This is a genomic window from Cellulomonas fulva (assembly GCF_018531375.1).
GTDB classification, from domain to species: Bacteria; Actinomycetota; Actinomycetes; order Actinomycetales; family Cellulomonadaceae; genus Cellulomonas; species Cellulomonas fulva.
Genome location: NZ_JAHBOH010000001.1, coordinates 169,152 through 181,474, shown reverse-complemented (window position 1 = coordinate 181,474; position 12,323 = coordinate 169,152). Strand labels below are relative to the sequence as shown.

General features: G+C 73.9%; 11 protein-coding genes. 8 read left to right on the top strand and 3 right to left on the bottom strand.

Annotated elements, in window-relative coordinates; genetic code table 11:
- The first annotated feature begins 7 nt into the window (after window positions 1–7).
- Window positions 8–841 (top strand): carbohydrate ABC transporter permease, encoded by an 834-nt coding sequence (locus tag KIN34_RS00820; protein WP_214351596.1) that lies wholly within the window; start codon window positions 8–10, stop codon window positions 839–841.
- 14 nt (window positions 842–855) lie between these two features.
- Window positions 856–2,118: an ABC transporter ATP-binding protein gene (locus tag KIN34_RS00815; RefSeq protein WP_214345833.1), complete on the top strand. Its 1,263-nt coding sequence runs from the start codon at window positions 856–858 to the stop codon at window positions 2,116–2,118.
- 32 nt (window positions 2,119–2,150) lie between these two features.
- Here the strand turns inward: KIN34_RS00815 and KIN34_RS00810 are convergent, their stop codons facing one another.
- The 3 genes from KIN34_RS00810 to xseA all read right to left on the bottom strand — a co-directional run bounded on the left by KIN34_RS00810 (window position 2,151) and on the right by xseA (window position 4,809).
- Complete coding sequence (locus KIN34_RS00810; RefSeq protein ID WP_214345832.1) at window positions 2,151–3,098, bottom strand: carbohydrate kinase family protein; 948 nt, start codon at window positions 3,096–3,098, stop codon at window positions 2,151–2,153.
- Window positions 3,095–3,463 carry an exodeoxyribonuclease VII small subunit gene (locus KIN34_RS16535; RefSeq protein WP_307858021.1) on the bottom strand — a complete coding sequence of 123 codons (369 nt, stop codon included), beginning with the start codon at window positions 3,461–3,463 and terminating at the stop codon, window positions 3,095–3,097. Before KIN34_RS16535 ends, KIN34_RS00810 begins: the two co-directional genes overlap by 4 nt.
- Before the next feature lie 92 nt (window positions 3,464–3,555).
- Window positions 3,556–4,809, bottom strand: a complete 1,254-nt coding sequence (xseA, locus tag KIN34_RS00800; RefSeq protein WP_214345831.1) for an exodeoxyribonuclease VII large subunit — start codon at window positions 4,807–4,809, stop codon at window positions 3,556–3,558.
- A 99-nt stretch (window positions 4,810–4,908) separates the two neighbouring features.
- Here xseA and KIN34_RS00795 point away from each other — a divergent pair, with 99 nt between their 5' ends.
- The 6 genes from KIN34_RS00795 (at window position 4,909) to ychF (ending at window position 12,294) form a co-directional block, all read left to right on the top strand.
- On the top strand, window positions 4,909–6,216 hold the full coding sequence (locus KIN34_RS00795) for a hypothetical protein (RefSeq protein ID WP_214345830.1): 1,308 nt from the start codon (window positions 4,909–4,911) through the stop codon (window positions 6,214–6,216).
- A 29-nt stretch (window positions 6,217–6,245) separates the two neighbouring features.
- The gene (locus KIN34_RS00790) at window positions 6,246–7,274 is read left to right on the top strand and encodes a 4-hydroxy-3-methylbut-2-enyl diphosphate reductase (RefSeq protein ID WP_372449547.1); all 1,029 of its coding nucleotides are present in this window, start codon (window positions 6,246–6,248) and stop codon (window positions 7,272–7,274) included.
- Between the two features lie 73 nt (window positions 7,275–7,347).
- Window positions 7,348–8,775 carry a DNA recombination protein RmuC gene (locus tag KIN34_RS00785; protein ID WP_214345828.1) on the top strand — a complete coding sequence of 476 codons (1,428 nt, stop codon included), beginning with the start codon at window positions 7,348–7,350 and terminating at the stop codon, window positions 8,773–8,775.
- A gap of 30 nt (window positions 8,776–8,805) precedes the next feature.
- Window positions 8,806–9,651: an ABC transporter ATP-binding protein gene (locus tag KIN34_RS00780; protein ID WP_372449511.1), complete on the top strand. Its 846-nt coding sequence runs from the start codon at window positions 8,806–8,808 to the stop codon at window positions 9,649–9,651.
- Window positions 9,627–11,186, top strand: coding sequence for a hypothetical protein (locus tag KIN34_RS00775; RefSeq protein ID WP_214345827.1), 1,560 nt, complete (start codon window positions 9,627–9,629; stop codon window positions 11,184–11,186). Before KIN34_RS00780 ends, KIN34_RS00775 begins: the two co-directional genes overlap by 25 nt.
- Before the next feature lie 31 nt (window positions 11,187–11,217).
- Window positions 11,218–12,294 carry a redox-regulated ATPase YchF gene (gene ychF, locus KIN34_RS00770; RefSeq protein WP_214345826.1) on the top strand — a complete coding sequence of 359 codons (1,077 nt, stop codon included), beginning with the start codon at window positions 11,218–11,220 and terminating at the stop codon, window positions 12,292–12,294.
- The last annotated feature ends 29 nt before the right edge of the window (window positions 12,295–12,323 follow it).

The window sequence follows — 12,323 nt, the reverse complement described above, 5'->3', positions numbered from 1 at the left end:
GGGCGCCATGTCCACACGCCTCAAGGTGGGCTGGGGCGTCATCACCGTCCTGGTCCTGGTGTACGCGCTGTTCCCCGTGCTCTCGATCTTCGCGACCTCGTTCAAGCTGCCGAGCGAGCTCAACCTGGGCACGTTCTGGCCAGGCACCTGGACCACGTCGAACTACGACCAGATCCTGACCGGCTCCGCCAAGGACCTGTTCCTGCCGGCGCTGCGCAACTCGATCGGCATCTCGCTCATCGCGACGTTCATCGCGGTGGTCCTCGCGACGCTCGCGGCCTACGCGATCGCCCGGCTCGACTTCCCCGGCAAGCGGCTCATCCTGACCACCGCCCTGGGCGTCTCGATCTTCCCGGTCATCTCGATCGTCACGCCGCTGTTCAACCTGTGGCGTTCGATCGGGCTGTACGACACCTGGCTCGGCCTGATCATCCCGTACCTCTCGCTGACGCTGCCGATCTCGATCTGGACGCTCGCGGCGTTCTTCCGGCAGATCCCCTGGGAGCTCGAGCAGGCGGCGCAGGTGGACGGCGCGACGAGCTGGCAGGCCTTCCGCAAGGCGATCGTCCCGCTCGCCGCCCCGGGCGTCTTCACCACCGCGCTGATCGCCTTCTTCATCGCGTGGAACGACTTCGTCTACGGCATCTCGCTGACCTCCACGAGCGCGGCGCGTCCGGTGCCCGCGGCGCTCGCGTTCTTCACCGGCGCCTCGCAGTTCGAGGAGCCGACGGGCGCGATCGCCGCCGCCGCGGTGGTCGTGACCATCCCCGTCGTGATCCTGGTGCTGCTGTTCCAGCGCCAGATCGTGTCCGGCCTGACCCAGGGCGCCGTCAAGGGCTGACCAAGGAGACTTCGATGGCTGCCATCACCCTCAAGGACATCGTCAAGAAGTACGGCGACGGGTTCCCCGCCGTGAAGGGCGTGAGCCTGGACATCGCGGACGGCGAGTTCGTCATCCTCGTCGGGCCGTCCGGCTGCGGGAAGTCGACGCTGCTGCGGATGATCGTCGGGCTCGAGGACATCACCTCCGGCGAGCTCAAGATCGGCGACGAGGTCGTCAACGACAAGGCCCCCCGCGAGCGCCACCTGGCGATGGTGTTCCAGAACTACGCCCTGTACCCGCACCTCACCGTGTTCGAGAACATCGCGTTCCCGCTGCGGCTGCAGAAGGGCGTGTTCACGGAGGAGCAGATCCGCGAGAAGGTCGAGTTCGCGGCGAACACCCTCGAGCTGCAGGAGCACCTCCAGCGCAAGCCCGCCAACCTCTCCGGCGGGCAGCGGCAGCGCGTCGCCATGGGCCGGGCGATCGTCCGCGAGGCCAACGCGTTCCTGTTCGACGAGCCCCTGTCCAACCTCGACGCCAAGCTCCGGGGCCAGATGCGCACCGAGATCGCGCGCATGCAGCGGCGGCTCGGGACGACGACGGTCTACGTCACGCACGACCAGACCGAGGCCATGACGCTGGGCGACCGCGTCGCCGTGCTGCGCAAGGGTGAGCTCCAGCAGGTGGCGTCGCCGCGCGGCCTGTACGAGCAGCCGGTCAACCTCTTCGTCGCCGGGTTCATCGGCTCCCCGCCCATGAACTTCCTGCCCGGCGAGGTGGAGGGGGACGTCCTGAAGCTCCCGTTCGTCGACGTCCCGCTGTCCGACGACCTGCGCTCGCGGATCGGTGACCGGCGGATCGTGATCGTCGGCATCCGGCCCGAGCACTTCTCGGACGCCGCGCTGCTCGAGGACGCGAAGAAGGAGGCGGGCGTGGCCTTCGACGCCGAGGTCGACGTGACCGAGTGGCTGGGCTCCGAGCTCTACGCCTACGTGCCGTTCGAGACGAGCCAGGAGGTCGCGGGCAAGCTCGAGGAGCTGGACCGGGACCTCGACGGCGAAGGCATGCGCACGCAGCTCGTCGTCGCGCTCGACACCGAGTCGCGGGTCCGCGACGGCGACTCCGCCACCCTGTCCTTCGACCCGGCCAAGATGATGGTCTTCGACCCGGAGTCGGGCGACAACCTCACGTTCGACGAGGACGCCGCCAGGACCATCGACGAGCAGAACGAGGCCGACCGCAAGGCCTCCCTCGAGCGCGCCCAGGCCCGCGAGAAGCAGGGCGCTCGACGCTGAGGCGTGCGGTCAGCGCGTGCTGAGGCGTCCTGTCAGAGCTCGTCGCTGCGGGGAGGGTTGGCGCCCTCCCGGGACACGGTGATCGCGGCGATGCGCGCGCAGCGCTCGAGCACCGCCTCGACCGTGCCGGCGTCGACGTCGTGCAGCGCGGCGCGGCGGTCGCCGCCCAGGAGGCCGGCGGTCCACAGCCCGTCGATGAGGCCGCCCATGAAGGAGTCCCCGGCGCCGACCGTGTCCAAGACCTGCACCGACGGCGCGGCGACCTGCAGGCGCGCACCGGCGGCGGTCGCCGCGAAGGCGCCCTCACCGCCGTGGGTCACGACGACGAGCGCCGGCCCCCGACGTGCCCAGTCCTCGGCGATCTCCGCGGGGGCCACGCCGGGGTGGAGCCACGCCAGGTCCTCGTCGCTGACCTTGACCACGTCGGCGAGCCGGACCATCGCGTCGACGAACGGCCCGGCGTGCTCCGGGCTGCCCATCAGCGCGGGCCGCAGGTTCGGGTCGTAGGTGACCGTCGACGACGGCCGGCGCCGCGCCACCTCGTGCGCGACGCGCGCCGCTCCCGGCTCGAGCACGGTCGCGATCGAGCCGGTGTGCACGACGAGCGGGACGCGCTCGTCGCCCTCCCACGCGGAGGGCAGGTCCCACCGGAGGTCGAACTCGTAGGTGGCGACGCCCTCGTTGTCGAGGTGGGCCGTCGCGATCGGGGTGCGGATCGCGGACCGGTCGCCGACCAGCACGTCCACGTGCGACGAGCGCAGGTGGTGCCGCACCAGGTCGCCCTCCGCGTCCTCGCCGAGCCAGGTCAGCAGCTCGACCGCGCGGCCCAGCCGCCCCAGGCCGAGCGCGACGTTGGCAGGGCTGCCGCCGGGGTGCTGGTCGCGGGTGCCGTCGGCGCGCTCGACGACGTCGATGAGCGCCTCCCCGATCACGAGGGCCCGCTCGTCCGGCCGCTGCGCCTGATCCGACTGCTGCGTCATGCCTGATCCGTCCCGTCGTCGTGCGGCGCGTCGTCCGAGCCGCCCCCGCGGGCCGCCGCCAGGCGGTCCCGCGCTCCGTCCAACCACTGCTGGCAGCGCGCGGCCAGCGCCTCCCCGCGCTCCCAGAGCGCGAGCGACTCCTCGAGCGACTCCGCGCCGCTCTCGAGCCGTGCCACGACCGCGACCAGCTCGTCCCGCGCCTGCTCGTAGCTCAGCCCGGCGACGTCCGCGTTCGCCTGCTCGTCGGACGGGGCCTGCTCGTCGGACGGCGCTCGCTCGTCGGACCGGGCTCCCTCGTCGGACGGACCCTGCTCCTGAGACGGGTCCCGCCCGTCGGGGACGGCTCGCGTGGTCTGCTTCGGCACGGCGGCCAGTCAACCAGACCCCGCCCACACCTCCGCACGCCCAGGGGTGCTCGCGTCGCGGGCTCGTCCCCGGTGCTCGCGTCGGGAGAGCCTCAGTCGGACGCGACCTCGACGCGCGCCGCCAGCTCGCCGCGCGCGACCCGCACGCGCAGCTCGTCGCCCGCGGCCACGTCGGCGGGGTCGCGGACGACGCCGCCGTCCGCGCGCTGCACCACGGCGTAGCCGCGGTCCAGGGTGGCGGCCGGCGACAGCGCGCGCACCTGCGCCGCGAGCCCGCGGACCTCGGCCGACGCGTGCTCGACCGCGTGGTGCAGCGCGCGGCGGCCCTGGTCGCGCAGGGTCGCGACCCGCGCCGCGTGCGCGTCCACGAGCGTGGTGGGCCGCGCCAGCGCGGGACGCGAGCGCCAGTGGTCCAGCCCGGCCTGCTCGCGGGCGAGGCGCTGGGTCAGCGCCGCGCGCGTGCGCAGGCGGACCTGCGCCAGCCGTGCCCGCTCCTCGGCGACGTCCGGCACGATCCGCTTGGCGGCGTCGGTCGGCGTCGAGGCCCGCAGGTCCGCCACCAGGTCGAGCAGCGGCGCGTCCAGGTGGTGGCCGATCGCGCTGACCAGCGGCGTGCGGCACGCGGCGGCGGCGCGCACCAGCGCCTCGTTGCTGAACGGCAGCAGGTCCTCGAACGACCCGCCCCCGCGTGCGACCACGACGACCTCGACCTCCGGGCGCGCGTCGAGCTCCGCGATCGCGGCGCCCACCTCCGCCACCGCCCGCGGCCCCTGCACCGTGACGCGGCGGATCTCGAAGCGCACCGCGGGCCAGCGCAGGCGCGCGTTGGACACCACGTCGTGCTCCGCGTCGCCCTGCTGCGCGCACACCAGCCCGACGACGCGCGGCAGGAACGGCAGCGGGCGCTTGCGCCGCTCGTCGAACAGGCCCTCGGCCGCGAGCACCCCCTTGAGGTGCTCGATCCGCGCGAGCAGCTCGCCGAGCCCGACCAGCCGCACGTCGTCGGCCGCGAACGCGAGGCTGCCGCGCTTGAGGTGGTACGTCGGGCGGGCGTGCACGACGAGGTGCGCCCCGTCCCCGACGCCCTTGCCGAGCCGGGCGACGACGGCCGCGCTCGTCGTGACCGAGATCGACATGTCGACGTCCGTGTCCCGCAGCGTGAGGAAGCACGTCGAGTTCCACCGCTTGAGGTCGAGCACCTGACCCTCGATCCACACGGGCGGCATGCGCTGCACGTAGTCCGCGATCTTGGGCGCGAGGTGCCGCACCGGCCACGGCCGGTCCGGCGTCGTCTCGGCCGCCCGGAGCGGGAGGGGCTCACGGCGGGCGTCGTCCTGCTCCGTCACCCGACCAGACTGCACCACGGGGGTGACATCGCCCACGCCACGCCGACTGACACGCGACGGGGATCGTCGATCCTGGGTCGGACCCGTTACCGTGCGGGCGTGCTGAGGACGAGACTGACCCGATCGCGGGTGGTCTCTGTCGCCGTGGCCCTGGTCACGGCGAGTCTCACCCAGCTCCTGCCGACCCTCGCGGGCCCCTTCGCCGGACCCGTGGCGGGGCTCGTCGACACCTCCGCGGTCGAGGCCCTCGTGCCCTCCGCGCCCGTCGCCTCGGGCGCCGTCTCGCGCCGGTTCCTGCAGACCGGCCCGGCCGACGCGCGGCGCGCGCTGTCGATCGCGGTCGGTCAGGGCTTCGACACCAACTTCGCGACCCTGCGCGGCAGCGCCACCACGTTCCGTGTCGGCACGGCCGGCGAGAAGCGCACGGTCACCCTGACCGTGCCGTCCCGCGTGGTGCGGGTGAACGCCGCGGGGCAGACCATCTGGAAGTCCGACCCGGACATCCTCGCGATGACGATCTGGAAGGTCCGCTGCGTCCAGAGCGAGGCGTACAGCCCGCGCCGCGCCAACATCCGCAGCGACGTGGAGCCGACCCGGTGGGCGCTCACGGCGCGGGTCTCCGGCGCAGGCAAGGACCTGCTCGCGGACGGCTCGACCGACTGGATGGCCGCGCTGCGCAACGTCGTGCCGGGCCGGCCGCACACCGCGACCGTCCGGGCGGTCTTCGACTTCACCGCGCCGGGGCGCTACACCTGCTTCGCCACGTGGGGGGCGCGGTCGCCGGGCGCGACCGACGGTGACCGCGTCGTCATGAGCGGCACGGGGTCGGTGGTGGTGTCCGCGCCGCTGAACGACGCGACGTCCGCCGTGCAGTGCTTCTGGCGTGACCTGCAGCGCACCGGCTCGCGGCCCTCGGGCTGCCTCGGCGGGGCCCTGCCGCTGGACGACGAGCGGCTCGAGCCGCTGGCGGCGTCCACGACGGTCAACCGCCTCCGGACCAGCGTGCCGCGACCGGGGCCGAACGCGCCGACGCGGTGGATGCGCGCCGAGGCGACCCTGCGCGTGACGACCTGCGCGGGCCTCCAGGGCGGCGTCAGCCCGTGCAGGCGCAGCGACGTCGGCACCGGCGGGCTGCGCTCCCTGTTCGTCGGGCGGGTCTCGATCGTGCAGGCGGACGGCACCCCGTACCCGGCCGGCTGCGTGCAGCTCGCCGGGCCGACCTGGCGCAAGCTCGGCGTGGACACCGAGGTGCACCACGACGAGCTCGACCTGTCCGTCCGGTTCCGGGTGCGGGCCGGGTGCTCGTCGGACGTGCGCGTCGTCTCCTCCGCCCGTGTCGCGGCCGGCGCGGCGGGCTGGGTGGAGCAGGACAAGTCCCACCTCGCGGTGCTGCCGGTCGCCGGCTGAGAGGTGTGCGGCAGACCGCCGTAGACTCGGTGGTCGTGACGACTTCTCCCCCCACCAAGCGCGTGCTCCTCGCCGCCCCGCGCGGGTACTGCGCCGGCGTCGACCGCGCGGTCGACGCGGTCGAGAAGGCGCTCGAGCACTACGGCGCCCCCGTGTACGTCCGCAAGGAGATCGTGCACAACAAGTACGTGGTCGAGTCCCTCGCCGCGCGCGGCGCGATCTTCGTGCACGAGACCGACGAGGTGCCCGAGGGCGCCCGCGTCGTGTTCTCCGCGCACGGCGTCTCGCCGGCGGTGCACGCGTCCGCCGCGGCGCGGTCGCTGCAGACCATCGACGCCACGTGCCCGCTGGTCACCAAGGTGCACAAGGAGGCCGTCCGGTTCGCCGCCGACGACTTCGACATCCTGCTGATCGGGCACGAGGGTCACGAGGAGGTCGAGGGCACGCAGGGCGAGGCGCCTGAGCGGATCCAGGTCGTGAACTCGCCGGACGCGGTCGACGACGTGGTGGTCCGTGACCCCGAGCGCGTCGTGTGGATCTCGCAGACCACGCTGTCGGTCGACGAGACGATGGAGACCGTGCGGCGGCTGCGCGAGCGGTTCCCCGCGCTCCAGGACCCGCCCTCCGACGACATCTGCTACGCGACGCAGAACCGCCAGGTGGCCGTGAAGAAGATCGCGCCGCAGTGCGACGTGGTCATCACGGTCGGCTCCGCGAACTCGTCGAACTCCGTCCGCCTGGTGGAGGTCGCGCTCGAGAGCGGCGCGCGCTCGTCGTACCGGATCGACAAGGCCGCGGAGCTGGACCCGGCGTGGTTCGTGGGCGCGGAGACCGTGGGCGTGACGTCCGGCGCGTCCGTCCCCGAGATCCTGGTGCGCGACGTGCTCGACGTGCTGGCGTCGCTCGGCTTCGGCACCGTCGAGGAGGTCCGCACGGCCACCGAGGACCTCATGTTCTCGCTGCCGCGCGAGCTGCGCGCCGACCTCAAGGCCGCCGGCCACGCCCCGGCGCGCCCGCGCCGCGAGGCCCGGCGCACCCTGGACATCACCCCCGTCTGACGCCGGGCCTGCGGGCGCCGGGCACGGGCAGGGCGCCGAGCGTCTGTCGGTGGTGTCTGGCAGCGTGCGCGGCATGGACGGACAGATGCTTCTCGGCCTCGTCGTCGGCCTGGCGCTCGGCGGGGCGGTCGGTGCCGCCGTCGCGTGGGCGGTGGCCGCCCGGCGCGCGGAGGCTCAGGTGGGCGCCGCGCATGTCGCGGCCGCGCAGGCCACCGCACGGCTCGAGTCGGAGCGGGCGGCGGCCGCGGACCGGCTCGCGGCGGCGCTCGGGGACGGCGAGCGGCTGGCCGAGCAGTTCCGGGCGCTCGCGGCGGACGCCCTGTCCCAGAGCTCCGAGCAGTTCCTCGCGCTCGCCTCGCAGCGGTTCGCCGCGGACCGGCAGACCCAGGTGGGCGAGCTCGCCCAGCGTGAGCAGGCCGTCCGGGCGCTGGTGGAGCCGCTGACCCGGACGCTCGACGAGGTGCGGGGCCAGCTCACCGCGGTCCAGCGCTCGCGTGCCGAGAGCGACGCCGCGCTGCGCGAGCAGGTGGAGGCCATGCGCACGGTCTCCGAGGGCGTGCGCACCGAGACCGCGCAGCTCGCCACGGCGTTGCGGGCCTCCCAGGTCCGGGGCCGGTGGGGGGAGATGCAGCTGCGGCGGGTCGTGGAGGCGGCGGGCATGCTCGCCCACGTCGACTTCGTCGAGCAGGAGCAGGTGCGGACCGACGACGGGCTGCAGCGGCCGGACATGGTGGTGCGGCTGGCCGGGGGCAAGCAGGTGGTCGTCGACGCCAAGGTCGCGTTCCTCGGGTACCTCGACGCCGTGCAGGCGTCCGACGAGCGCACGCGGGCCGAGCGGCTCGCGGCGCACGCCCGCCACGTGCGCACCCACGTCGACCAGCTGGCGGCCAAGCGGTACTGGGACCAGTTCGCCCCCGCACCCGAGTTCGTCGTGATGTTCGTCCCCGCGGAGGCGTTCCTGCACGCCGCGCTCGAGCAGGACGCGTCGTTGTGGGAGTACGCAGCGGAGCGCAACGTGATCGTCGCGACCCCGACGACGCTGCTGGCCCTCCTGAGGACGGTCGCCTACGGCTGGCGCCAGGACGCGCTGGCGGCCAACGCACAGGCGGTGCTCGACCTCGGCAAGCAGCTGCACGGCCGGCTCGCCACGTTGGGCGGGCACCTGGCGCGCCTCGGCCGCTCGCTCGACGGCGCCGCGCAGGCGTACAACCAGACGGTCGGCTCCCTCGAGACGCGGGTGCTGGTCAGCGCCCGCCGGTTCGCCGACCTCGGCGTCGTGGACGCGCCGCTGGAGACGCCCGCGGCGGCGAACCCCCAGCTGTCCGCGATCAGCGCGCCCGAGCTGCTGGCGTCGGCCGCCGACCAGCTCGTCAGCCTCGAGGGGTTCGACACGAGCGCGGAACGTGACGCGCGGGCGCTGGACGCGGAGGTCACCCGATCGGCGGGCGCCGCGACCCCGCAGCCGGGTGGGTCCGCGCCGGGTGCCGTCGCCGGTGCCTGAGCGCGTGCCGGGCGTCCCTATGCTGGCCGGGTGCCCGACGACGTGACGCCGCAGCCCCCGCCCTCGTCGACCTCCGCACCGACCCCAACACCGACCCCAACACCCACCCCAGCACCCACCCCGGCGCTCGAGCTGCACGGGCTGTGGCGGCGGTTCGGTCAGAAGGTCGCCGTCGCCGGCATCGACCTGACCGTGCCCGCGGGGTCGTTCTACGGGCTCGTCGGGCCGAACGGGGCGGGGAAGACGACCACGCTCTCCATGGCGACCGGGCTGCTGCAGCCCGACGCCGGCACGGTGCGCGTGCTGGGCCACGACCTGTGGGCGGACCCGGTGGCGGGCAAGGCGCTGCTCGGCGTGCTGCCCGACGGGGTGAAGCTGTTCGACCGGCTCACGGGCGAGCAGCTCATCACCTACGCCGGCCTGCTGCGCGGGTTGGACCGTGAGACGACGGCCCAGCGTGCGCGTGACCTGCTGGTGGCGATGGACCTGGTGGCGGACGCGGGCACGCTCGTCGTCGACTACTCGGCCGGCATGACCAAGAAGGTCGCCCTCGCGTGCGCGCTGGTGCACGCCCCGCGCCTGCTGGTGCTCGACGAGCCGTTCGAGGCGGTCGACCCGGTGTCGGCCGCGAACATCCGCGACATCCTGGCCGGCTACGTCGGCTCGGGCGGGACCGTGATCGTCTCCTCGCACGTGATGGACCTGGTGCAGCGCATGTGCGACCACGTCGCGGTGGTCGCGGGCGGGCACGTCCTCGCGGCCGGGACGGTCGACGAGGTCCGGGCCGGGGCGAGCCTCGAGGACCGCTTCGTGGACCTGGTCGGCGGACGGGTCGGGGGAGAGGGGCTCGCGTGGTTGCGCACCTCGTCCGCCTGAAGCTGACCCTGCTCCGCAACGGGCTGCGTCGCAGCGTCTGGCAGCTGGTCGGGCTGGTGCTCGGCGGGCTGTACGGGCTCGGGATCGTGGTGCTCGTCGTCGCGGGGATGGTCGCGGTGAGCCTGCAGGACGTGGCGCTCCAGCGGACCGTGACGACGCTGGTCGGTTCGGCGCTGGTGCTGGGCTGGTGGTTCGTGCCGCTCCTGGCGTTCGGGGTGGACGCGACCCTCGACCCGGAACGGTTCGCCACCTTCGGCATCCCGCGACGTCCGCTCCTCCTGGGCCTGTCCCTCGCCGCGCTTGTCGGCCTGACCGGGGCGCTGAGCGCCGTCGCCGCGCTGTCGACCAGCCTCGCGTGGTGGCAGCACCCCGCCGCGCTGCTCGTCGGCCTCGTCGGCGCCGTGCTCGGTCTCGCGACCGCCGTGGTCGGGGGCCGCGCGCTCGTCGCGGTCGCCTCCCCGTTCGCGTCGCGCCGGCGCGTGCGGGAGCTGCTGGCGGTCGGTGCGCTGCTCGTGATCGTCATGATCGGCCCCGCGGTGTCCGGGCTGCAGGGCTCGTTCAGCGCCTCGCGCCAGACGTTCGCCCAGGTCGCCGGCGTCCTGGCGTGGACACCCGCAGGGGCGGCCTTCGCCGCTCCGGCCGACGTCGCCGCCGGTGACTGGGGCCTCGCGCTCGCGCGGCTCGGCATCGCCGCGGCGACGGTCCTCGTCGCGCTGCTCGCCTGGGACCGCGCGCTGGCCCGCACGCTCGTCGAGCCGATCCGGGACGCGCCGACCGCCAGGCGCACCGGGCTCGGCCCGTTCGGACGGCTGCCTGCGACCCCGCTCGGTGCGGTCACCGCGCGCTGCCTCGTCTACTGGATCCGCGACCCCCGGTACGCGATGGCGATCGCGATCGTGCCGTTCACGCCGCTGCTGCTGTGGGTCGTGGGCCGCGGCGGGGCGCTGGTCCTGCTGTCCGGCGCCGCGGCGGCGTTCCTGTGCGGGTGGGGCGTCTCGGCGGACGTGTCCTACGACGGCAGCGCGTTCTGGACGCACGTGAGCGCGGGCGTCCCGGGCACGGTGGACCGGCTGGGCCGGGTGCTGGCGTCGGCGGTCATCGCGGTGCCGACGGTCACGCTGATCACGGTGGTCACGGCCCTGCTCACCGACCATGCGGCGGACCTGCCGGCGCTCCTCGGCGTCGCGGCCGGGGTCCTCCTGACCTCGTACGCGGGCGCCAGCGTGGTGTCCGCCCTCGTCGTGCAGGCCGTGCAGCAGCCGGGGGACAGCCCGTTCCAGACCCGGCAGGGGACGTCGCTCACGACCGTCCTCTCGCAGACCGCGGGCTGGTTCGTCGTGGCGCTCGCGAGCCTGCCGGAGGCGCTGCTGGCGGGCTTCGCGGTCGCTCGGTCGTCGGCCGTGCTCGGCTGGGCGGCGCTCGTCGTCGGTCTGGTGCTCGGGTCGGTCCTGCTCGTCGTCGGCGTGCGGGTGGGCGGGCGCGAGCTCGACCGGCGCGGCCCGGTGCTGCTCCAGCGGATCCTCGCGTTCGCCTGAGCCGGTCCGCACCCCCGTAGACTTGCCCGTCGTGGCACTCACCATCGGCATCGTCGGCCTGCCCAACGTCGGCAAGTCCACCCTCTTCAACGCCCTGACCCGTGCGCAGGTGCTCGCGGCGAACTACCCGTTCGCGACGATCGAGCCCAACGTCGGCGTGGTCCCGCTGCCCGACGAGCGGCTCGGCAAGCTCGCCGAGGTGTTCGGCTCGGAGCGGATCGTCCCGGCGACCGTGTCGTTCGTCGACATCGCCGGCATCGTCAAGGGCGCGTCGGAGGGCGAGGGCCTGGGCAACAAGTTCCTCGCCAACATCCGCGAGGCCGACGCGATCTGCCAGGTCACCCGCGCCTTCGCCGACCCGGACGTGGTGCACGTCTCCGGCCAGGTGAACCCGAAGGACGACATCGAGATCATCTCGACCGAGCTGATCCTCGCGGACCTGCAGACCCTCGAGAACGCGATCCCGCGCCTCGAGAAGGAGGTCCGCGGCAAGAAGACGGAGCCCGAGGTCCTGGACGCCGCGCGCCGTGCGCTCGAGGTCCTGCAGACCGGCCAGACGCTGTTCGCCGCCGGTCTGGGCGACGACGAGCAGGTCCGCGCCCTGCAGCTGATGACCTCGAAGCCGTTCATCTACGTCTTCAACACCGACGACGCCGGCCTCGCCGACACCGCGATGCAGGCCGAGCTGCGCGCGCTCGTCGCCCCCGCCGACGCGATCTTCCTCGACGCCAAGTTCGAGTCCGAGCTCGTCGAGCTCGAGCCCGACGAGGCCGCCGAGATGCTCGAGGCCAACGGCCAGGAGGAGGCGGGCCTCGACCAGCTCGCGCGCGTGGGCTTCCACACGCTCGGCCTGCAGACCTACCTCACCGCGGGCCCCAAGGAGTCGCGCGCCTGGACCATCCGCCAGGGCTGGACCGCCCCGCAGGCCGCCGGCGTGATCCACACCGACTTCCAGAAGGGCTTCATCAAGGCGGAGGTCATCGGCTTCGACGACCTCGTCGAGGCCGGCTCCGTCGCCGCCGCCCGCGCCGCCGGCAAGGCCCGCGTCGAGGGCAAGGACTACGTCATGCACGACGGCGACGTCGTCGAGTTCCGCTTCAACGTCTGAGCCCAGGGCGGCCGAGCGAGGTCGTGATC